The 21,303-nt window shown below is 62.9% G+C and carries 17 protein-coding genes; 7 read left to right on the forward strand and 10 right to left on the reverse strand.

Annotation, left to right across the window (positions count from 1 at the left end; translation table 11 throughout):
* Positions 1–9 precede the first annotated feature (9 nt).
* Positions 10–321 (reverse strand): Rieske (2Fe-2S) protein, encoded by a 312-nt coding sequence (locus tag JSS27_18755; GenBank protein MBS0210989.1) that lies wholly within the window; start codon positions 319–321, stop codon positions 10–12.
* A gap of 233 nt (positions 322–554) precedes the next feature.
* Here JSS27_18755 and JSS27_18760 point away from each other — a divergent pair, with 233 nt between their 5' ends.
* Positions 555–1,352, forward strand: coding sequence for a 2-dehydro-3-deoxyglucarate aldolase (locus JSS27_18760; GenBank protein MBS0210990.1), 798 nt, complete (start codon positions 555–557; stop codon positions 1,350–1,352).
* 83 nt (positions 1,353–1,435) lie between these two features.
* On the opposite strand, the gene JSS27_18765 is transcribed toward JSS27_18760, so the two are convergent.
* Positions 1,436–2,122 carry a metal-dependent hydrolase gene (locus JSS27_18765; protein MBS0210991.1) on the reverse strand — a complete coding sequence of 229 codons (687 nt, stop codon included), beginning with the start codon at positions 2,120–2,122 and terminating at the stop codon, positions 1,436–1,438.
* A 236-nt stretch (positions 2,123–2,358) separates the two neighbouring features.
* On the reverse strand, positions 2,359–3,786 hold the full coding sequence (locus tag JSS27_18770; protein MBS0210992.1) for a glucose-6-phosphate isomerase: 1,428 nt from the start codon (positions 3,784–3,786) through the stop codon (positions 2,359–2,361).
* Positions 3,787–4,179: 393 nt separating this feature from the next.
* Here JSS27_18770 and JSS27_18775 point away from each other — a divergent pair, with 393 nt between their 5' ends.
* On the forward strand, positions 4,180–5,385 hold the full coding sequence (locus JSS27_18775; GenBank protein ID MBS0210993.1) for a 2,3-bisphosphoglycerate-independent phosphoglycerate mutase: 1,206 nt from the start codon (positions 4,180–4,182) through the stop codon (positions 5,383–5,385).
* A gap of 161 nt (positions 5,386–5,546) precedes the next feature.
* The gene (locus JSS27_18780; GenBank protein MBS0210994.1) at positions 5,547–6,899 is read left to right on the forward strand and encodes a hypothetical protein; all 1,353 of its coding nucleotides are present in this window, start codon (positions 5,547–5,549) and stop codon (positions 6,897–6,899) included.
* A gap of 128 nt (positions 6,900–7,027) precedes the next feature.
* Here the strand turns inward: JSS27_18780 and JSS27_18785 are convergent, their stop codons facing one another.
* From JSS27_18785 to JSS27_18810, 6 genes are all read right to left on the reverse strand, one after another.
* Positions 7,028–7,954: an ABC transporter ATP-binding protein gene (locus JSS27_18785; GenBank protein MBS0210995.1), complete on the reverse strand. Its 927-nt coding sequence runs from the start codon at positions 7,952–7,954 to the stop codon at positions 7,028–7,030.
* Positions 7,951–10,158 (reverse strand): hypothetical protein, encoded by a 2,208-nt coding sequence (locus JSS27_18790; protein ID MBS0210996.1) that lies wholly within the window; start codon positions 10,156–10,158, stop codon positions 7,951–7,953. The genes JSS27_18785 and JSS27_18790 overlap by 4 nt, the downstream gene beginning before the upstream one ends.
* Positions 10,155–10,496 (reverse strand): nucleotide pyrophosphohydrolase, encoded by a 342-nt coding sequence (locus tag JSS27_18795; protein MBS0210997.1) that lies wholly within the window; start codon positions 10,494–10,496, stop codon positions 10,155–10,157. Before JSS27_18795 ends, JSS27_18790 begins: the two co-directional genes overlap by 4 nt.
* A 195-nt stretch (positions 10,497–10,691) precedes the next feature.
* A complete protein-coding gene (locus tag JSS27_18800) occupies positions 10,692–13,550 on the reverse strand; it encodes a tetratricopeptide repeat protein (protein MBS0210998.1) in 2,859 nt (952 codons plus the stop codon).
* A 78-nt stretch (positions 13,551–13,628) separates the two neighbouring features.
* Positions 13,629–14,171: a hypothetical protein gene (locus JSS27_18805; GenBank protein ID MBS0210999.1), complete on the reverse strand. Its 543-nt coding sequence runs from the start codon at positions 14,169–14,171 to the stop codon at positions 13,629–13,631.
* An 18-nt stretch (positions 14,172–14,189) separates the two neighbouring features.
* Entirely contained in the window at positions 14,190–15,122 is a 933-nt protein-coding gene (locus JSS27_18810; protein MBS0211000.1) for an HAD family phosphatase, read from the reverse strand.
* Positions 15,123–15,380: 258 nt separating this feature from the next.
* On the opposite strand from JSS27_18810, the gene JSS27_18815 reads away from it, so the two are divergent.
* Positions 15,381–16,616: a protein-L-isoaspartate(D-aspartate) O-methyltransferase gene (locus JSS27_18815; GenBank protein MBS0211001.1), complete on the forward strand. Its 1,236-nt coding sequence runs from the start codon at positions 15,381–15,383 to the stop codon at positions 16,614–16,616.
* 193 nt (positions 16,617–16,809) lie between these two features.
* Here JSS27_18815 and JSS27_18820 read toward each other — a convergent pair whose 3' ends face one another.
* A complete protein-coding gene (locus tag JSS27_18820; protein ID MBS0211002.1) occupies positions 16,810–17,943 on the reverse strand; it encodes a rod shape-determining protein RodA in 1,134 nt (377 codons plus the stop codon).
* Between the two features lie 270 nt (positions 17,944–18,213).
* Between JSS27_18820 and JSS27_18825 the strand changes: the two genes are divergently transcribed.
* From JSS27_18825 to JSS27_18835, 3 genes are all read left to right on the forward strand, one after another.
* Positions 18,214–19,344, forward strand: a complete 1,131-nt coding sequence (locus JSS27_18825) for a TIGR03000 domain-containing protein (protein ID MBS0211003.1) — start codon at positions 18,214–18,216, stop codon at positions 19,342–19,344.
* 172 nt (positions 19,345–19,516) lie between these two features.
* Positions 19,517–20,146, forward strand: a complete 630-nt coding sequence (locus JSS27_18830) for a hypothetical protein (protein MBS0211004.1) — start codon at positions 19,517–19,519, stop codon at positions 20,144–20,146.
* A gap of 73 nt (positions 20,147–20,219) precedes the next feature.
* On the forward strand, positions 20,220–21,245 hold the full coding sequence (locus JSS27_18835; GenBank protein ID MBS0211005.1) for an HTTM domain-containing protein: 1,026 nt from the start codon (positions 20,220–20,222) through the stop codon (positions 21,243–21,245).
* The last annotated feature ends 58 nt before the right edge of the window (positions 21,246–21,303 follow it).

A 21,303-nucleotide genomic window follows, 5' to 3' on the forward strand; every position in this document is an offset into this window, starting at 1 on the left:
CCCGCCTTGCTACTCCGGCGCTTTCACTTGAATCGCGTCCCCTTCGACGCGGACTTCGAAGCAGGCAACCTTGAGCTTGGGGTTATCGAGCCAGCAGCCGTCGCTGACCCGGAACCGCCAGGCGTGCCAAGGACAGGTGACCGCGCCCCCCACGACTTCGCCGGCGCCGAGCGAGGCCCCCATGTGCGGACACAAATCGTCGATCGCGAAGTACCGGCCGTCGGCCAGGAACACCGCCACCAGCTTTTCGCCGACGGTGAACGTGCCCCCTTGTCCCTCGGGAATCTCGCCCACCCGGGCCACGGTTACCCAATCGCTCATCAGTGTTACTTTCTGGTGCGTTGCTTTTTAAGGCGCCGCTTTATGTTCCGACGCTTGCTGTTGCATTAAAACCCTGGCCGCACGCTTCCGCGCACTTGCGTCGCGGGCGCAGCGCCGTTATTTGTTAGTGATTATGACGCATCGGCCGCCGGCTGGAAACCGCCGCGCTTGAGGCTGCTGCGGCGCAACCCACCACGAACCACTCCCGTCCCTCACCCACGAAACACACTTCCATGCGCACCAACCCGGTCAAGCGAAAACTGCAAGCGGGCGAACCTACTTTTGGCACCTGGCTGTCGCTGGGCGATTTGTACGCCACGCGCGTGCTGGCCCGGATGGGCTTCGATTGGCTGACGCTCGACATCGAGCACTCGGCCATCGACTGGTCCCAGGCCGCCATGATCTTCGGCTGTATCGCCGACGCCGGCTGTGTGCCGCTGGCCCGAGTGCCCAAGGGGAATCACGATTTCATCAAGCGCGTCCTCGACGCGGGCGCGTGGGGCATTGTCTGTCCGATGATCGACACGGTCGAGCAAGCGACCATCGCGATCCGCGCGGCCAAGTACCCGCCCGAAGGGAACCGCAGCCTGGGTGGCGGCATGCACGCCATGAACTTCGACACCACGGCGCAAGAGTATTACCAGCGGGCCAATGACGAAATCCTAGTCGTGCTGCAAACCGAAAGCCCGACTGGCGTGGCCAACGCCGAGAAGATTTACGCGCTGCCGGGCGTCGACGCGATCTTCGTCGGGCCAGTCGATCTGCGCGCCAACATGACCACGCCCGACGGCCGCAAGGCGACCGACGCCGAGTTCGAGGATCTGCTGGCCCAGATCGTGGCGGCCGGCAAGAAGACCGGCTGTCCGACCGGCATGCACACCATGGAGCCCAAGGCGGCGCTGGCCCGAGCCGAACAAGGCATGCAGTTCATCGCCATCGGCAGCGAGCTGCGGTTCATGACCCAGATGGCCCAGCAGACGTTAAAGGCCATCCAGCCCGACGGCGTGGTGAAGGAACTGGCGAAGTACTAGGAAAAAGTTGCTAGTTGCTGGTTCCTAGTTGCTAGTGAACCAGATGCCTTTCCTAGCAACCAACAACTAGCCGCTAGCAACTTCTACAACGCCCAGCTCTCGCCTGGTTTCAACAAGTGTGGCGTCGCCGTTGTTTCGGCCTTCACGCGGGCGCACCAGGCCGCGGCATCTTGATGGATCGGCGGCCAGGTGTTGAAGTGGGACGGCAGCACGTGCCGCGGGTTGACCAACTTCACCGCTTCGAGCGCGTCGCCCGGGCCCATCGTGAACAGATCGCCAATCGGCAGCACTGCCACGTCAACTCCGCCCGCGCCGATCAGCTTCATGTCGTAAAACAGCCCGGTGTCACAGGCGAAGTAGACCCGCGGGCCGCCCGTGAGCGAAAGGAGAAAGCCACTCGGGTTGCCGCCATTGCCGCCGTCGGGCAGTTGCGAGCTATGATGAGCGATCGTCAGCTTGACGCGGCCGAAGGCCTGTTCCGAACCGCCGCCCAGGTTGTGAGCCGACGTGTGCTTGACCCCTTGCGCGGCGAGCCAGTTGCAGATTTCATAGTTGCTGATCACCAGCGCGCCGGTTCGCTTGGCGATGGCCGCCGCGTCAGCCACGTGATCGGCATGGCCGTGCGAGACGAGGATGAAGTCGGCGCTAACATCGGCGGCCTTCACCGTGGCCGTCGGCGAATCGTCGAGGAACGGATCGACCAGGATCGCGTGCCGCCCGGTCTTGACCAACCACGTGGCATGACCAAGCCAGGTGAATTCGGTGGACATGGTTCAGGTCTCCACTTACCGCATCACTCTTCACCAATACTCACCATTGGACTTGGGTGCCATGCTCAAGCCCTTAAGGCTTGAGCATGCCTATTGCATGCTTCACATGCTCAAGTCTGCTGACTTGAGCATGGCACCCGAACCAACTGGCAAGCCGTAGGTCAGGCCTTGGCCTGACGCAATTGTGCGCACAACTCTGTCAGGCCAAGGCCTGACCTACGATTGACCTACTCCGCTTACTTCCCGCGCAGGATCGCGTTCATGTTCTTCTTGTACGCTTCGACCCCCGGCTGGCCGTATGGGTTGATGCCGATCAGGCGACCTTCGAGCACCGTGGCCAACATGAACATCTGGAACAGTTGTCCCATCGCCGGCTCGTCGGCCCGCGGCAGGTGCAGATTGGTCGTCGGGCGACCGACCTCGGCATAGGCCTGGTTCGTTCCCTGGATGGCGGCGCTCATGATGTCGGGCAGGGTCTTGTCGGCCAGCGAATTGAGTTGATCCTGGTCCAGTTCCGATTTACCGATGGCCAGCCGATCGCGTCGCACGTGGTCGATGATCACATTGGTAATCAGCTTGTCGCGGCGTCCTTCCTGGTGCTGCTGGCCGCGCGAGTGGAGGTCGCGGGTGTTGACCACGGTGATCGGCGTGGCCCCCTTTTCGTGCTTGCCCAGACTTTCGCTCAACAACTGGTCGTACCAGAGCCCGGCCGCTTCGAGCCCCTTGCTCCAGCACGACAGCACGCGAATATTCGCCCCGCGCAGTTCCTCCATCAGATGGCAGACCGCCACGTAATCGAGCACCGGGTTCGAGCCCTGCGGCGCCGACTCGAAGCGATCGGTCATCGCCGCGGCCCCTTCCAACAGCTTGACCACGTCCAGCCCCAACAACGCCGCCGGCAGCAAGCCGACCGCCGACAGAATCGAGAACCGCCCACCGACGCCGTCGGGAATGGGGAACGACTCAGGACAGCCAATCGCTCGGGCCAGGTCATGCAGCCGACCGCTGCTGCCCGTTACCGGCACGATCAACTCGGGCAACCGCGCCGGGTCGTTGCGGCACGCTGTGTGGAGCGCGGCCAGGAACTTACGGAAGGCGACGGCGGTTTCCATGGTGCCGCCACTCTTGCTGATACAGACAATCGCCCAGCGCTCATCGACGTTGGTGGCCGCGCGTTCGCGCCCTAGCACGTCGAGCAGCCCTTGCACCGAATCGTTGTCGACGTTGTTCCCTTCGAAATAAATCCGCGGGCGGCCGCCACGCTCGGCGCGGCTCAGCTCGTTGTGGTAGGGGTGGCAGCACGATTCGAACAACGCCCTAGCCCCCATGTACGAGCCGCCGATGCCCAAGATGACCACGCGATCGACCTGTTCGCACAACCGCCGCGCCGTGGCCAGAATGCGGCCCAGTTCGCTCCGTTGCCGATCGAGTCGATAGTCGGCCAGCAACCGCTCGGGCATGTCGATAAAGCCGGCGTCGAGGGGCTGCTTCTCGACCGGCGGCGTGACACCGCTGTGCCACAACTCGAGATCGGCGAACACCTCGGCCCGCGCCGCATCAAGCCGCGGCACCAGCGCGCCAATCTGCTCCTGGCTGATTCCGGTCTGGAGGATGAGGGCGGCGCGGTAATCGTAAACGATCGGCTCTTGGACGCTGTTGCTCATACGACACGCTGCTGGCTCAGGGTAAGAAGAAACACAAGACAAGGGGGCGGCCGACACGGCGCTGCCTCGCTGGGCGAGTAGGCGGTGCGGCCACGCCCTTGAAGATACCGAACCATCGTGGCTGCTGCCACCGCCAGTGGCGGGCGGAAACAACACATGGGCAAAAGCTCATCCTGCCGCAGGGGCCGCCCGGTTTCACCAGGCTAACTATTACGCCCCTAAATGATCGCTGAACGCCCGCTCATCAAGCGCGCCGTTGCGACACAAGCTACCTTACAACCGCCGGGGCCGGCCCTTGTCGCGCCGACGACCAAAGGGTAGAAGGCATAGGTTGCGGCGTGTCCCGACGCCGACTTCTTTTCACTTCTTCCTCAACCGATCGGCCAGCCAGCTATGGACCTCCACGACCTGATGCGCAGTTTGCACCAGAAGAACGACTCGAAAATTGTCATGCTCGTGGCCGACGGGCTGGGGGGCCTGCCGCTTGAGCCGGGCGGGCTGACCGAGTTGGAAACCGCGCGGACGCCGAACCTCGACGCGCTGGCCCACCGGGGCACGATGGGGCTGAGCATTCCGGTCAAGCCGGGTATCACGCCGGGCAGCGGACCAGGGCACTTGGGTCTGTTCGGTTATGATCCGTTGAAGTTTCTGATCGGTCGCGGCGCGCTCGAAGCGACGGGCATCGGCTTCGAGCTGCAAAAGAACGACGTTGCCGCCCGTGGCAATTACTGCACGCTTGACGCGGCGGGCAAGATCAGCGATCGCCGCGCCGGCCGCATTAGCAGCGAAGAGAGCGCTCCGTTGGCCGTCCGTTTGCGCGCCGTCAAGATTCCCGGCGTCGAGGTGTTCGTCGAGCCGGTCAAGGAGCACCGCTTCGTGGTCGTGTTCCGCGGCGAAGGACTCGGCGGCAACGTCCATGACACCGATCCGCAAGCCACCGGCGTGCCCCCCTTGGCCCCCAAGGGGGCCGACGCCGCCAGCCAGCGCACCGCCGAGATCGCCGCCGAGTTCATCAAGCAGGCCAACAAGATTCTGGCCGGCGAAAAGAAAGCCAACGGGCTGACCCTGCGCGGCTTTTCGCCCCAGCCGCACTTGCCAAGCTATGAAGAACTGTACGGTCTGCGAGCCAGCGCGATTGCCGTCTACCCGATGTACAAGGGGCTGGCCCGCTTGGCCGGCATGACACTGTTGGGCAAGGCCCAGACCCTGTCGGAACAGATCGACGCCTTGAAGCAATCGTGGAACGATTACGACTTCTTCTTCATTCACTTCAAGTACACCGACAGCACCGGCGAAGACGGTAACTTCCCGGCCAAGGTGGCGCGGATCGAAGAGCTCGACACGGTCGTTCCGCGGATCGTCGAGTTGGATCCGACGGTGCTGATTGTGACCGGCGACCACAGCACGCCCAGCTTCCTGCGCAGCCACAGTTGGCACGGCGTGCCGACGCTGCTGGTGTCGGAATGCGCCCGGTTCGATCATTGCCAAGGCTTCAGCGAGCGCGAGGCGCTGCGCGGTGGCCTGGGGCAATTCGAGGCCCAGTATCTGATGTCGCTGGCCCTGGCCAACGCCGGCCGGTTGGGCAAGTACGGCGCGTAATCACGCGCCGCTGACTCGCTTCCTCCGCGTGACAAATCCTTAATCGGGAACTCCGCCGCGGCTGCGCGCATCGAATCGGGTGCGACGACGGCTGGCTTTGCGTCGCGCCGCACGTGCCCTGGGCGCGGTGCGACCTTTCACTCGGTAGAGGAGTTCTCGCCATGTTCCACCAGGCGCTGCGCTGGACGTTCGTCGTTGCGTTGTGTTGCACCTCGTCAACGGTCTGGGCTCAGGTCTCGCGAGATCGCGCGCAAGAGCTGCGCGATCAACTCGATCAACTACAAGGCGAACTACGCCGGCTGGAAGTGACCACGCAGCGAAGTGATCGCATCTCGGAAATCGGCACGCAACGCCCCGCGGCGCGCGACGTCGGACTGGTCGTGCGACTTTACGACCTGAACGACTTGTTCGCCGTGGCGCCGAACTATCGCGCGAGCACGCTGAATGATTTCCAGCCGCAGACAACGCTCTTCCCTACGTACGATGCGGCCTCGCATTTGGCGGGAGGGCTTGGTGGCGGAATGGGCGGCGGTGTGGGCGGGGGAGGTGGCTTCTTTAGCATTCCAAGTGACAGCCGTAGTGTTTCTGCTGCGGATCGCGCCACGGTATTGGCCCAAGTCGGGGGCTCGGGCGCGACATCTCACTCGACTGGTGTGCGGACCACGCTCGACGACCTGATCTCTGCGATCACCAGTACGATCGCCCCCAGCGCCTGGGCCGACGTCGGCGGCGAAAGCTCGATCGCCCGGCTGGGCAACACGCTGTTGATTTCGGCCGAGACCAAGACGCATGAACAAATCGAAAGCTTGCTGGCCCAGTTTCGTCAGCGCTGGAAAACTCTGCGCACGGTGACCGTTCAGGCGACGTGGGTGTGGCTGACCGATGCGCAACTGGCCGCGCTGGTGCCACCGCGCATCGAGGCGCGACTGCCGTTCGGCGCGATCGATGACCAGGCCTGGAGCAAGCTGCCGCCGCCCGACGCGAAGCTCGGCTCGGGTTATCGCGCCATGCTCACCTGTTACAACGGCCAGACGGTCCACACCGTGGCCGGTGAGCAGACGCTGGCGGTTACCGATCTGAACGCCGTGTTCGTCAAATCGACCGACGCCAAAAAAGAGACCAGCGACGTGCTCTACACGCCCAAGATCACCGTGCTGCAAGACGGCGCGGGCCTGCAAGTCACGCCGTTCATCAGCAGCTCAGGCAAGTTCATCGTCGTCGACCTGCACAGCCGCGTGGCGCGGATTCATCAGCACCACAACGCCAAACCGCGCGAGGCCCAGAATCTGGCCGAGCGGGCCTGGGACGAGCGGCAAGCCGCCCCGTCGATGAGCACGCAACGGCTGTCGACGACGGTCCGGCTGCCGGTTGATCAGTTGGTGCTGGTCGGCGGGATGTCGTTCCCCGGCGAAGCGGTCGAGGACGCGAGCTTGTACTTGTTCGTGCGGGCGTCGATGCACGACATGCGCGACGACGCTCCGGCGAATGAACCACCCGCCGCCCCGCGCCGTTGACCGCTTGAGCGACAAACACCCCTCCCTTCCAGGGAGGGGCAGGGGGGAGGGTATGAGCGCTCCTAAAGTTGACGGCTACAACCATCACTTCTCGCGCAAAGCCCCCGGTCATTGACCGGGGGCTAATGTCATGCGCGCATGTCGCGCGTAAGTTCCAAGAACGCCGTTTCGAGATTGATCTCTTCCTCGCGGAACTCGGTCAGCTTGAAACCAGCGCCGATCAACAGCGACGGCAACTCGCTGTAATCGCCCGCCTCGCGCTTGAGTTGCACCGCTAGGTGACCGTCGCGGATGTTCACCGTTTCGACCGCGGGGTGCTGCTCGATCACTCGGGCCGCGGCGTCAGGTTCGCCAACGACCACGATGCGCAGCACTGTTTGCTGGCGCACGCGCCGCATCACCTCGGCCACGTCGCCGGCGACCAGCAACTGCCCGTGCTCGATGATGCCGATCTTGTTACACACCTCGCCCAGCTCGGGCAGGATGTGGCTGCTGACCAAGATCGTCTTGCCCGTCTCGCGCAGCCGGCGCAACAGAGCCCGCATTTCAATCCGCGCGCGCGGGTCGAGCCCGCTGGCCGGCTCGTCGAGCAGCAGCACTTGCGGATCGTGCAACAACACCCGCGCCAGGCCCAGCCGCTGCATCATGCCGCGCGACAGGCTGGTGACCAGTTCGTCGCGCTTGAATCCCAAGTCGACGATTTCGAGCGACCGTTCGGCCACCTGCCGCCGGGCCACGCCGTTGATCCGGTACGCGGCGGCGAAGAACTCCAGGTACTCGATCACCCGCATGTCGTCATAGACGCCGAAGCTGTCGGGCATGAACCCGATCAGCCGTCGCACCTCGCGCGGGTTGGTATAGACCGACTGGCCGCAGACGTAGGCTTCGCCCCAGGTCGGCGCCAGCAGCGTGGCCAGGATGCGCATGGTGGTCGTCTTGCCAGCGCCGTTGCGGCCGATGAAGCCGAACAGGTCGCCGGCATCGAGCTTGAGGGTCAAACGGTCGAGGGCCCGCAACCGGCCGTAGACTTTGGTGAGCTCGCGGGTTTCGATCACGGCGCGCCTCCCACCGGGGCAGGGGAGGGGGCCTCGAGCGGCAACACCACGCGAACAAAGCTGACCCGCCGCGCCGGCTTGATCGTTTGCTTCTCGTTCGGCGTCTTCGAGTCGCTGACTTTCCAGTCGCACGCTGAGAAGTCCTCGTCCAACTCGGCGAACAAGATCGCGCGATCCTTGAGCAAATGGCTCATATCGAGCCAGGCCTGCTGCACGTTGGGAAGTCCAGTGTAGTGGCGGCCGCCGATGGCTTCGTGGAACATCATGGCCCGCATGACCGGGGCCAGTTCGCGGCTGGTGGCGTCGTATTCGAGGGCGGCTTGCCAGTGGCTGCCGCGCTCGGCACTGCTGACCGTGCGAGTTTCGCGCAGCGTCGCACCGATGTCCTTGTGCCCCGCCGGCGGCACAGTGAAAGTTTGCCCAGGGGCCAGGTCGCCAATCTCCCAAGCCCAGCGATCGTGCAAGAGGACGGCGTTGTGGAGCCTTAAGTTCTTGTTTGTGAGCGAGCCGAGGAGTATGCCATCTACGCCAACACGCAATTTGCCATCGACCAGAGACGACACTTCGTATTCCCATCCCCATCGCGAGTGAAAGGCGCGTGTACCGTGGGCTTCGAATGGAACCTGCGTGAGCTGATGCGCGTGATTCTCGTAAGAAATTCCGGCCCACATGGCGCCTTCGGTGCGTGAGTGCATGCCCGTCCAGCCAACGCCGGGAGCTGCAAACCAACCGACGCGCGTATCGAGAGGTTCGATGCCAAGTATTGCATTTGGCGAGACGCTTACATCGAGTCGTTGGCTGCGCTTACTGTACAACCCCATCCAACTGTTGCTTCGCTGAATGTTTGAAGCGAGATCAAAATCGAGCAAATCAACCTGGCTCGCGACGATGGCAGGTTTGTCGCGTGATGCGTTTATGGCTACAACGCACCAAGTGGCAACGCCAAGCATGGCAGGCAACGTCAACCAAGTGAGTGCCGGACGTCGAAGCAGGCGGTAGACGAGCCAATAGTCAGCAGGCCCAACAATCAATGCCAGGGCGACGACGAGGGCGACAAGCTTCCAGAACGAAAACTCGCCGACCGAGGAGTAGCAGTCGAGCGCCCCACAGAGCTGACCGCTCAGGTCGCTTAAGCCAAAGCGGTGTGACAAATGCTCGTCACCTCTTGGCTGCGTTGCTGGCGCGATGCCAAGCACACGATTAACAAAAGCTTGTCTGCCTGGCCAAGAGCTGACGGGCTCTTCATCGAGCGTCAGCGCCACAAAGGTGATTTCGCCAAAGCCGCACTTTGAGCGGACAATGAGTGGAATGCCCGCTTCGCTCAATTCGACCCTTCCTCGCACTTCATCAAGTCGTGGCACGTGTAGGCCGGTATCATTCCGCCGGCCGGCCGAGACAATGCGGTGCGAGGTGCCGCTGTAGCTTTCCAACGCGTCAAAGCGTGGTAGTGCTATTGTCTCCGTGATGCGGACTGGAACAAACAACCTCGTTATCTGCTCTCGATCGACGCCTGATGGATTCTTGTTAAGATCCTCGACGGCCTTGGCGCCAAGGAATACGACTAGGCGACCACCAAAATGAACCCAGGGAATTATTGCGCCAATCTTGTCGTCAGAATAGTTTTCCTGATTGATCTCGGGTAAATGCATTACCAGCGTGTCTACTCCGGACAACCCTCTGGCATCCAGCCACAGTTCGTCGATGTGGCTCAGGTGTGACAATGTCACGTCGCCAGCCTGTGTTTGATCGACGTTCCACAAGGGCCATCGGTCGCGCCGCCCCACTCCCACGAACCAGAGATTGTCCGCCGGCACCGCTCGCGCCAGAGGCCCTTCCCGCCGGCGAGCGCCTCGTGCAGAGGAAAGAGAACCAATGATTGGCTCGGCGTTTCGTATTACTTTGAGCTGGCCAGCAGAGCGACCGATTTGGCCCCAATACGTACCATCAAACACATCAACGCCTTGTGGCAAATCGATTCCAAGGCAATCAACTTCGATGCCGTCGGCATCTGGTAAAGACACGGATAGCTCGGGGGAATCAATCCGGACGGACGTCCAGCAACCAGCACGGTAATGGCCACCGATACCAATCTTGATATGCCCGGCAATGGGGTCTTCAAGATACGTAGGCTTCGCTGCCCGGACGCCAGGACCAGCGATCAGAAAGACGCTCAGCCCGACTAGCGCAACACGGACGGCGTTCATGGCTTCTCCGCGTTGGCACACACGCAGACAAATTGCCCGCAGCCGGGGCAGCCCGCGCCGTACTTCCGCGCCACCGCCTCGGTCAGATCGACCCCCGCCACGTTGGCAATCGTCGTCAGCCATGCCAGCACGTCGGCGAACTCGCCCAGGCGTTCTTCGTGGGTGCCGTTGCGCAAGGCCGACGCCAGCTCGCCGACTTCTTCCATCAGCCACATGAACGTCCCGTCGATCCCCCGGGCCAGATCCTTTTCCAGGTACATGTCGCGGATCAGTTGCTGGAACGCCCGCAACGAGATGTTCGGTTGCTCGGCCGGTGGCGCTGGGTCTGATGGAGTCATGCGATGCTGCGAAACGGAGGTGGAACCGAGAGACTCAAAAGAATCAATGAAATCGTTAGCTAGTCGTAGGTCAGGCCTTGGCCTGACATCATTGTGGCATCCTTATCAATACAATACACAACTTTGTCAGGCCAAGGCCTGACCTACCAAATCGCCCGGCCGACGCCAACATTCTCCCCAGGCGATCTCGCCAACCTATTTATTCTTGGCCTTTTGCTCCTCACGTAACGCTTCGAGCAATTGGGCCGCGCCGGGATACTCGGGCGCGATGGCCACCAACCGTTCCAAGGTTTCGATCGCCCCGGCCGTGTCGCCCCCTTGCAGGTATGCGTCGGCCAGCGAGAATCGCCAGGCAGGCTGCTTTTCGTCGAGCGAGATCGCCGCCTGGAATTCCTCGATGGCGTCCTTGAACTTCCGCTGCCCGACCAGGGCGTCGGCCAGCAACCGGTGTGAATCGCCATCCTGCACGTTGGCGTAAAGCGCTTCGCGCCCCCAGCGGGCCGCGGCCGCGTAGTTCTCTTCTTCCAGCGCCAGGTACGCCAGCTTCTTCCGCAACAACAAGTCGTCGGCGTCAAACGACGCCAGCCGTTCCAGCGTCGTGAACAGCCGCTTCTTCTCGCCGGTCTTCAGGTACAGCCGGGCCAGCGCCTTGGTCCATTGCACATCGTCGGCCCAGGTCTTGGCCCCCAGCTCGTACAACTGCCGCGCCGGTTCATAGTCGCTGTTCTTGTAGTGCATGTCGGCCAGCAGTCGCAACGACACCGGCTCGGGCTGTTTCTCGTCGACCGCTTTCAGCAGCAACTCCTTGGCCGCCTCGTCCTCGCCGATCACCATTCGCACGCGGGCCAGCACTACCGCGGCGCGGCCATTGTGCGGGTCGGCTTTCATGGCCTGCTCGGCCAGCTTGCGAGCGTCGGGGTAGTTCTTCCGCTCGAAGTACGCCGACGCCAGTCGCGCGGCCAGCGCCGGATCGTCGGGCTTTTCTTTCTGAGCCCGCACCAGATCGGCGAACTTCATCGACTCGCTCGGCTTCTCGCGCTCGATCGACAGTTGCTCGACCAGTTCCTCGACGTACTTGCGATAGCCGCGCTCGAAGTCGGCCTGGTCCACGTTGAACGACCGCTTCAGCGCGTCGCGGGTGTTCAAGTTGTCGGCGTAGCAGTTCAACATCTTGGCCAGCGCTTCGTCGCCGTAGGTTTTCAACATGTACTGGGCGTAAAGCTGGGCCTGGCAGTATGCCATCTGCCAATCCTCACCGCTCTTGGGGCGGACGAATCCCAGGTTGATGTTCTCGAGGTTGAACATCTTGCCCGCCGGCACGCGCGCCACCAACATCTCGTTCCACGAGGGTTGCCGCGGATAGCCTTCCGATTCGACGGCCAAGGCTTCGGTGTACCAGTGGGGAATGTTGAACTTGCTTTGCTGCAGGTTCAGCACATGTACGAACTCGTGCTTGACGACCCGAGCCCAGTTGTACGGCGAAGGCATATCGTTCGGGCTGGCCAGCGCCACCATCTTGCCGGCGCACGCGCCGACGGTTCCCACGTAGGGCAGCCCCACCATCCGGGCGCTGAACCAACCGTGGCCGCGCGTGTTACGAGCCCGATTGAATATCTCGAACAGCGATTTCCCTTCCGGCTTGAAGCCGAACTGTTTGGTCAGTTGCGGGTAAACCTCGTCTTCCAGGTAGCGGGCCACGTACTTGGCCAACAAGCCGTCCTTGACCCGGTCGAACTTGATGATGAAGTGTTCGGTCTCCAGCACCGCGTAGTCGTCCAGGACTTCCAGCACTTTCAGACTGTTACTGACGCGAACATTGAACGGATCGACCTCAAACGACTCGGACAATAGCTTGCGAGCCTGGGCTTCGTCACCCAGTCGCATGTACATCATGCCCAGCATGCCGCGCGGCTCGATCAGTTGCGGCATCCGCGCCACGGCCAGCTCGTAATACTTGGCCGCCGCCGGATAGTGACGGGTCAGGTCGAGGGCCGCGCCGGCCTGCAGATAGAACGTCCCGCAATGCGGATTGCGGGCCTCGACCTCGGCGGCGAGCTTGGCGCCGCGCGAGTCTTTGGCCAGCAGGTCCACGCCATCGACCACGGACCAGACCGCGGCCAGTCGGCCGAGCGTCTCTTCATCGATCGGGTTGATCGCGCGGGCTGCTTCCAGCGTCTCGATTGCGTCGGCCAACTCGAAGTTGGCCATGTGCGCATCGGCGCGCGATTGCAGCGCGCCCAGGTGGCGGGGGTTGATCTCGAGCGCTCGGTCGATATGCCGGCGCGCCCCCTCAAGCTGGTAATTCTGCACCCCCAGTCGGGCCATCGCGGCGTGGGCGTCGGCCGCGGCCGGGTTCAGCTCCAACGCCGACTCCAAGTGCTTATTGGCCTCGGCGTCGTTGTACTTTTCAATGAACAGCACACCAGCTTCGTACGTCGCGGGCCAGTACGCCGGGTCGAGCTGCAACACCTCGGGAAAGAGTTCATTGACCAGAAACGTAAACTGCTCGCTCAGCCCATGCCAGCGGGCATATTGCGCCGCGGCCCGGCCAATCAGACACAGTTCCTCGGGACGAGTGACGTCTTGCTCGTTGTAGTAATCGACGAACGATTTGTAGGCCTTGTCGGCTTCGTCCAGTTTGCCGCTGGTCCGCCAGCGCTCGGCCTGAATCCAGCGGGCCAACAGATGGTTCGGTGCCTTCTTCAGTGCGGCCGCGACGGCGGCGTCGGCCTGGTCGATCTGACCATGCTGAAAGTGGAGCGACGCTTTTTCGGCCAGCAAGTCGGCGGCGTCCGGTGACTTTTTCAGCGCGGCATCGAGCGCTTCGAGCGCGCGGTCGTCCTGCCCCATGGCCGCGCGGGCTTGCGCCACGCCGATGGCCGACGCCTTGGGATGGTCGTCGGCCAGCTCCTGAAACGCCTCGATCGCTTCTTCGTACTTGCCGGTCAGGAGCAACTTTTGAGCGGCGTCGGGCTCGGCGGCGGCCGCGACCGTGGCCAACAACCAACCGGCGACCGCCAGCAGAGCAGGGGAGGGGAGCCAACAGCCATGCATGGCGACGGTCCTTGTGCGCCGGGACGCGAAACAGCAGCCATGGCGAGTCCGCGTGCAAACCGCAGGAGTCGCCTACGTTTACGGTATCTCAACCCGCCCGGGCCGACAAGTAAGTGTGTCGGTCATCAGGTCGGTGAGCCAGGGGATGTCGCCGCGCGAGCAGGCCTTGCAAATATGAATGAACGCGCATGCGAATGCCACAAAAAGGGGGCACCCTATCAGGAAAGCCAGCCCGCTTCGATCTCCCGACGACAGTGCTGTGATGCCCGCAATGAAACCGCCTGTAGTACCTAACAACACACCACCGAACCAGATCGTCAAGAACACTTTGACAAAGAGCGACATTGTGAAACGCCCCTTGAGCACAACGCGATTATCGTCCCGCGTCAAGAACTTGCCGTAAAAGTGGTACTTGAACCCATTGTTTACAAACGAAACCATCCGTTGCAGCGACACACGATTCTCATTGACTACGCCGATGGCGCCCGAGTCCATGAATGAGAATGGCGTCCACGGTCGCGTTGCCGTGCGCAATCGCGAAACCGATTCATCCAACGAATAGTCGCTTTGGATCGCTACCGGTATCGACTCGTAAACCAGATTGAACATCCAGCGGAGCATGGGCGTTCTCGATAGCCGTTACGCGCCGCGGTGTTCCAGCAACCAGTCGACCACTTGCACCAGGCCGTGATCGTCGTGCGTCGGCGCAATGCGATCGGCCGCGGCCTTCAACTCGGGGACCGCGTTCCCCATGGCAATGCCGAGCCCGGCCCCTTCGACCATGGGCAAGTCGTTGACGTCGTCACCGACGGCGCAGATTTCGTGCTCGGCAATCTGCCAAATCTGGGCCACGTGCAACACGCCCGACCATTTCGTGGCGCCGGCCGGCGCGATCTCGCACATGAATCCCCGATAGCGCGGCGAACGGATGACGTGGGTATAAAGCCGACCGGGCAGGGCGCTCTGCAGGGCGTGATGCAGCCCGACCATTTGCTCGCGGGTTCCCATCACGAAGCCGGCGAAGATGTCAGCAGGGGGCTCGGTGACCAGTTGCGGCCAGAGGCGCTCGCAATCGCGATTCAGCGCCAGATACTCGGCCAGTTCAGGCTGGCTGACATCGAGCCGGCGGCAGTAATAGTCGAACCCTTCGGCGAACGTGTCGCCATACAAGATGGCGTCGAAGCCAGCCTGATCGACTACGCGGAGCAGGGCACGCAGATCGTCCCGGTCCAAGTGAGCACGGAACAGCGTGCGATGGTCCCCCGGGTGTTTAATGAGCGCGCCGCTGGCCGAAATGACTGGCGCGTCGATTCCCAGTGGTTCGACCAACGGTAAGGCCCGGCTGTAGCGCCGTCCCGTGGCCAGGACAATTCGCAGCCCGGCCTCGGCGGCGCGGCGCAAGGCGTCGCGAGTTTCGGCCGAGACCTCGTCATTGCTATTGACCAAGGTGCCGTCGATGTCGAGTGCCAGCATCCGGTACATCGGCCGATCGATCACGCTAAGCAGCCAGGTTACGAAGTTGGAAGTCGCGGCCCGGGAACCGTCGGGCCGGACCAGACGTTTAATATACAAGAAATGGCCTTCGCCCGCTGGTTCGCGCCGGCCAATTGGGGCACGAATTGGCCAGGGATCGTGTTATGCTTGTGGCGGATCACCACTGCTCGGGTGGCCCGGACAACTTGCTTGTCCGGGCGGCGCAGCCGCAAGAGGGATCGAGACGGCGATCCATTGCCCTCTTGTCGCTGCGCGACACCGACAACCAGTTGTCGGTGCTACCCAGGGATTATGCGCAGCACGCCATTGCGTAATCGCGCTACGAAAGAGAACAAGATGAAGCTGGCTTACGCCCTTTGGGTTCGTTGCTTGTTGGTTGCTGTCGTCTGCCTGGCGGCGGCGACGGCCAATGCTGCGCCGCGGCCGGCGAGCTTTGCCGAGTTGCGGGCGCAGATGACCGAACACGAAATCGCCGGCGCGGGAATCAAGAACCCGCGGGTGCTCGACGCCATTCGCAACACACCGCGGCATGAGTTCGTGCCGATCGCCCAGCGGCACATGGCCTATTTCGATATGGCGCTGCCGATTGGCGAGCAGCAGACCATTTCGCCGCCGTTTATCGTGGCGTTCATGACCGAGCAGCTTGACCCTCAACCCGAGGATCGCGTGCTCGAAGTCGGCACGGGCAGCGGCTATCAGGCGGCCGTCCTGAGCCCGCTGGTCAAAGAGGTCTACACGATCGAAATCAAAGAACCGCTCGGGCGCAAGGCGGCCGAGACGCTGAAACGACTGGGCTACAAGAATGTCTTTGCCAGGGTCGGCGACGGCTACGAAGGCTGGCCCGACAAAGCGCCGTTCGACAAGATCATCGTCACTTGCTCGCCCGAGAACGTGCCGCAAAAGCTCGTGCAGCAATTGCGCGAGGGGGGCCGGCTGATCGTGCCGCTGGGCGAGCGTTATCAACAGTCGCTCTACCTGTTTCGCAAGGTCAACGGCAAGCTCGAGGCCGAGGCGCTGCGGCCAACGCTGTTCGTACCAATGACGGGCAAGGCCGAGGACGAGCGGCGCGTGAAGCCCGATCCTTCGCACCCGGGCATCATCAACGGCGGCTTTGAAGAAACGTATAAGGACGGCGAAGTCGAAGCGCCGAAGGGCTGGCACTATTCGCGGCAGGGGAACGTACTCACCGACCCGAAAGCGCCCGAGGGAACCCACTTCATCCGCTTCACCAACCAGGAAGCCGGCCGCGGCAGCCAGGCGCTGCAGGCCTTTCCGATCGATGGTCAGAAGATTCCCAAGCTGACGGTCAGCTTGAGAGTCCGCGGCGAGCAGATTCACACCGGCACTCATCCCGGCGAAGTCGCGTACTTGGTCTTTACGTTCTACGACATCCAGCAGCACAACCTCGGCGAGATCGGCGTTGGCCCCTGGGTGGGGACATTTGACTGGCAAAACGAGGAAGAAACCGTCAAGGTGCCGCCGACGGCGACACACGTGATTGTGCGCGTCGGGCTGCTCGGCGGTGTCGGGCAGTTGGACGTTGACGACGTCAAGATTGTGCCGGCGAAATGATTCGTTAGTGAAGCTTGCAAGGCGCAGCCCAAACCCTTCTCCCGCCGGGAGAAGGTGGCGGCGCTAGCCGCCGGATGAGGGTTCCGCGTCAATCTTGTGCGACGTCGTTACCCTCCCCCAGCCCCTCCCTGGCAGGGAGGGGTGTTCATCGCTCGTCGCACGAGGAGTGAGTGACGGTGGTGGTCTATCGCACTCAAACCAGCGCGCGGCTGAACGGGCCGGGCGCGATTTCAATGTCGGAGCGCAGGCCGACGTTCACCGCCAGCCCCAACGCCAAGGCGTGCGACACCAGCGCCGAGCCGCCGTAGCTGACCAGCGGCAGTGTCAAGCCCGTCACCGGCAACAGGCCCAGCGACATGCCGGTGTTGATCAACATCTGGCTGCCAAACAGCGCCGCCACGCCCGTCACCAACAGTCGGCCGAACGGATCGCGCGTCTGGCGCGCAATGGCCAACAGCTTGCCGACCAGCAGCAAGTACAACAACACCACCGACCCCAACCCAGGCCAGCCATAGCGCTCGCCGATCACCGCGAAGATGAAGTCGGTGTGCGCCTCGGGCAGGTGATACGACAATGACTCGTCGCCGGCTTCGTGCAGCCAACTGCCGGCGACGCCTCCCAGGGCGAGGACTTGCTTGGCCTGATGCAGTTGATAGCCGTCGGCCTTGGGACGCTCGCCGGGGTTTGATTGTTGAAACAGTGACGTGATGCGTGAGCGCTGCTCGCGACTCATCTGCGACCAGAGGGCCGGCGTCATGGCCGCGCCGCACAACATCAGCACCAGCAAGTCGCGCCGCCTTAGGCCGGCCACCAGCAGCATCGCCAACAGGGCCGGGATGAACACCAGCGACGTCCCCAAGTCGGGCTCGCGCAGCACCAGCCAGACCGGCGCGACGGTCATCGCCAACGGCGCGAACAGCGCGCGCCAGCCGCGCAGCTCGCGCGCGTCGGACAAAAATCGCGCCAGGGCGAGCACATAGGCCACCTTGGCCAGTTCCGAAGGTTGCAGGCTAAGCGGCCCCAGGCGAATCCAACGATGCACGCCATGCACCGGCGGGCAGAAATAAACCACCACCAGCAGCGCCACGGCCACGGCATAGATGACGTAGGCCAACCGATTGAGCCGCCGGTAGTTCGGCAGCGAGGCGACCAGCAGGGCCAGAAACCCCAGCGCCGCCCATAAGAGTTGCTGGTGCCAATGACGGCCCGCGGCCTGGCTGGCCAACTCCTCACAGCGGGCGATCGCCGCCACCCCTAAGAGCGCCAAGCCGCCCCCCGAGGCGACCAACAGCCAGGGGCATTGCCGGAGCCAAACGGGAATATCCATGCTTGGGGCAGGCGGGTGAAAAAGGGGCTGGCGTCGTAATCTGCGGGAATAGTAGGGGAAACCGATTTTGCCGCCGACGCCAATTTTGACGGTTGGATGCTTGCACTCCCCCAGTTGATGACGGTATTTTGGCAGTTAAATCTTGTGCATTTTCCGCAACCTTCGGATGCGGAAAAAACTACGCACGTCCCGCCAACTGTGTGCTAGGTTTTTGAAGCTTTGGGTCTTTCCTCGGCATCATCGAACAAAGTTCTCTCGGGAGTCTTCAAAATGGCTAAATGGAATTTTCGCAAGCTCGTGCTGGCGTCGCTTGCGGCGCTGGTTGGTTGGGCGGCCACGACCTCGGAAGCCAACGCTTTCGGGCATCGTTTCCACGGCAGCTCGGGCGGTAGCTCGGGTGGCTGGGGCAGCTCGGGTGGATCGTCGGGCGGCTGGTATGGCAGCTCGGGCGGTTCGTCGGGGGGATCGTCGGGCGGCTACGGCAGCTCGGGTGGTTCGTCGGGTGGATCGTCGGGTGGTTGGGGTAGCTCGGGCGGAAGCTCGGGGGGCTACGCTCCGCGCCACGGCTTGTTCCACCACCACCGCTGGAGCTACGGCTCGTGGGGTAGCTCGGGTGGTTCGTCGGGCGGCTCGTCCGGTGGTTGGGGCAGCTCGGGCGGAAGCTCGGGTGGCTCGTCGGGCGGCTGGGGTAGCTCGGGCGGAAGCTCGGGTGGCTACAGCACCGGCTACAGCGTTGGCCCGATGATCGATGGCGGCACCGTGGTTCCGGGCTCGGTTGTTCCGGGCTCGGTTGTTCCGGGCACCGCTGTGCCAGGCGCCGTGCAGCGTCCGGTCGATGCCAAGCCAGCTCCGGCTGACGGCACTTCGATCAACAGCGCGACGATCATCGTCAGCGTTCCGGCCGATGCCCGCGTGTTCGTCAATGGCAAGGCCACGACCAGCACCGGCAGCGTGCGTCGCTTTGTGTCGCACAACCTGGAAGCTGGTTTCACCTACACCTATGAACTGCGTGCCGAACGCATGGTCGACGGCCGCGTGTTGACCGAAACCAAGAGCATCACCGTCCGGGCCGGCGAAGCCGCTGACCTGGCCTTCAACTTCGATGCCAACACCGAAGAGAAGGTGGCCGAGCAAAAGGCTCGCACGAACCTGACCCTGATGGTTCCGGCCAATGCCCGCGTGACCTTGGCTGGCACCCCGACCGAATCGAAGGGTGAAGTTCGCGAGTTCTCGACCAGCCGGTTGAACAACGGCCAGGTTTGGAACAACTACGTCGTCCGGGTCGAACTCGACCAGAACGGCGAAACGCTGGTCAAGGAGCAGGTTCTGACGCTCCGCGGCGGCGAAAACCGTGAGCTGGCCATCGACTTTGGCGTGGCTCAGGTTGCCCGGGCGAACTAGCTCGCTGGCGTGCGGCGACGCACGCGTTAAATCTGTTACAGACGAAAAACCCTCGCACGGCTTAACGGTCGTGCGAGGGTTTTTTCTTTTTTGGGCTTCAGCCCCAATCGGAGGCCGATAAGGCGAATAGCCGCTGAACTTGAAAGGCTCTATCCCCCGGACACCGACCGCCATGGCCACCGAACTGAAAACCAACGCCACGGATCGCCCCACCTGGGGCCCGACAGTCCGCACGATTGTCAGCATGCTGGTCGTGCTGCATGTCGCCGTGGTGGTCATCGGGCCGTTGTCGCTGCCGCCGTCATGGATCGGATCGCGACTGCGATCGTTCGTTTATCCTTACATGGAAGCGATGTTCCTGGGGCACGCCTATAAGTTCTTCGCGCCGGAGCCGGGGCCCAGCCACCTGGTCCACTATGAACTCGAACTGGCCGATGGCTCGACGCGCAAGGGTGTGTTCCCGAACTTGTCGGAAGAGTGGCCGCGGTTGCTCTATCACCGGCACTTCATGTTGACCGAGCGCGTGGCGGCCGGGCCTCCCGATCTGCCGCCGGCGGGCGCTTCGGGCCAAGGTCAAGCCTTGCCCCAGCCCGCGCCGCGCCCGGACGAGCAACCGCCGCTGACCCAGTGGGAACAAGACTTCGCGCGCTCGTACGCCAATCACTTGAAGACAAAGTACCAGGCCCGCCGCGTCACGCTGACCTTGGAACGCCACTTGTTCCCCAGCATGGCCGACGTGCAGCAGGGGCTGAAGCTCGACGATGCGAAGCTGAAGCAGTATCGAAATCTGGGGACGTATTGAAACAGCGCGATAGCCGATTGCGCTTAACAGAGCAGGGGAGGGCCGCCGCGCGTGGCCCACGGAGTGAATCGCCATGGAACTGGTGACCGAATACTTGCGGCGTTTGACACGTGAAAGCCTGGCCGGCTGGAACCGCTTTTGGTTCGGGCCGAGCGACCCGGCCACGCTGGGGATGATTCGCATCCTGGCCGGTGCGATGCTCCTCTATACGCACCTGGTCTGGACGATCAACCTCACCGACTTCTTCGGCCCCAACGCCTGGATTTCACAGTCAGTGGCGGCCCGACAGTTCGACGGCACCTATGCCTGGAGCTACTTCTGGCTGATCGAATCGCCGACCGCGCTGTGGATCGCGCATGGCTTGGCGCTGGGCGTGTTTGCGTGCCTGATGCTGGGGCTGTTCAGTCGGGGGGCGTCGATCGCGGCCTTTGTGTGCGCGGTGTCATATGTAAATCGCACGCCGGGCGCGTTGTTCGGCCTGGACCAGATCAACTGCATGCTGGCCATGTACCTGATGCTGGGACCGACCGGCGACGCCTACTCGCTTGATCGCTGGCTGGCCGCGAGGCGCGCCGGTGTGCCGAGCTTGCCCCGGGCCAACCCCAGCAGCGGCGCGACCCTGGCCGTTCGCCTGATCCAGATTCACATGTGCGTGATCTACTTCTTCGCCGGACTTTCCAAGATGCAAGGGGAGTCGTGGTGGATTGGCGACGCATTGTGGGGAGCGGTCGCCAACCTGGAGTATCAATCACTCGACATGACGTGGCTGTGCAACTGGCCGTTGACGCTGGCGGTGATGACGCAAACGACGGTCTATTGGGAGCTGTTCTTTGCGGCCATCATCTGGCCGCGGCTGACCCGGCCGGTGGTCTTGTTCATCGCCATTCCGCTGCATCTGGGTATTGGCGTTTGCATGGGGATGATGACGTTCGGGCTGGTGATGCTGATCGGCTGCTCGTCGTTCATCTCGCCGGCGGTGGTGCGGTACGTCCTCGACGGCGAAGACGCCAAGCCGAACGGGGTAGGGGAGGGGAGCGGCAACAAAGCCGGCCGCACCGTCCCACGCCGCAAAGGAAACAGCCCGCGAGCGCTGGCGTAGAGTGCTTGGCACTTCACTGTTGCGTTGCAGATTTCACCAAGCCGGTGGCCTTGCCACC

This window comes from Planctomycetota bacterium (assembly GCA_018242585.1).
Lineage (GTDB): Bacteria > Planctomycetota > Planctomycetia > Pirellulales > PNKZ01 > JAFEBQ01.

Excerpts from the sequence above, each read along its gene's own strand:
- JSS27_18835 (MBS0211005.1), top strand. The coding sequence starts at position 20,220 with ATGGAACTGGTGACCGAATACTTGCGGCGTTTGACACGTGAAAGCCTG.
- JSS27_18800 (MBS0210998.1), bottom strand. The coding sequence starts at position 13,550 with ATGCATGGCTGTTGGCTCCCCTCCCCTGCTCTGCTGGCGGTCGCCGGT.
- JSS27_18755 (MBS0210989.1), bottom strand. The coding sequence starts at position 321 with ATGAGCGATTGGGTAACCGTGGCCCGGGTGGGCGAGATTCCCGAGGGA.
- JSS27_18760 (MBS0210990.1), top strand. The coding sequence starts at position 555 with ATGCGCACCAACCCGGTCAAGCGAAAACTGCAAGCGGGCGAACCTACT.
- JSS27_18795 (MBS0210997.1), bottom strand. The coding sequence starts at position 10,496 with ATGACTCCATCAGACCCAGCGCCACCGGCCGAGCAACCGAACATCTCG.
- JSS27_18820 (MBS0211002.1), bottom strand. The coding sequence starts at position 17,943 with ATGGATATTCCCGTTTGGCTCCGGCAATGCCCCTGGCTGTTGGTCGCC.
- JSS27_18765 (MBS0210991.1), bottom strand. The coding sequence starts at position 2,122 with ATGTCCACCGAATTCACCTGGCTTGGTCATGCCACGTGGTTGGTCAAG.
- JSS27_18790 (MBS0210996.1), bottom strand. The coding sequence starts at position 10,158 with ATGAACGCCGTCCGTGTTGCGCTAGTCGGGCTGAGCGTCTTTCTGATC.
- JSS27_18775 (MBS0210993.1), top strand. The coding sequence starts at position 4,180 with ATGGACCTCCACGACCTGATGCGCAGTTTGCACCAGAAGAACGACTCG.
- JSS27_18770 (MBS0210992.1), bottom strand. The coding sequence starts at position 3,786 with ATGAGCAACAGCGTCCAAGAGCCGATCGTTTACGATTACCGCGCCGCC.
- JSS27_18830 (MBS0211004.1), top strand. The coding sequence starts at position 19,517 with ATGGCCACCGAACTGAAAACCAACGCCACGGATCGCCCCACCTGGGGC.
- JSS27_18780 (MBS0210994.1), top strand. The coding sequence starts at position 5,547 with ATGTTCCACCAGGCGCTGCGCTGGACGTTCGTCGTTGCGTTGTGTTGC.
- JSS27_18815 (MBS0211001.1), top strand. The coding sequence starts at position 15,381 with ATGAAGCTGGCTTACGCCCTTTGGGTTCGTTGCTTGTTGGTTGCTGTC.
- JSS27_18825 (MBS0211003.1), top strand. The coding sequence starts at position 18,214 with ATGGCTAAATGGAATTTTCGCAAGCTCGTGCTGGCGTCGCTTGCGGCG.
- JSS27_18805 (MBS0210999.1), bottom strand. The coding sequence starts at position 14,171 with ATGCTCCGCTGGATGTTCAATCTGGTTTACGAGTCGATACCGGTAGCG.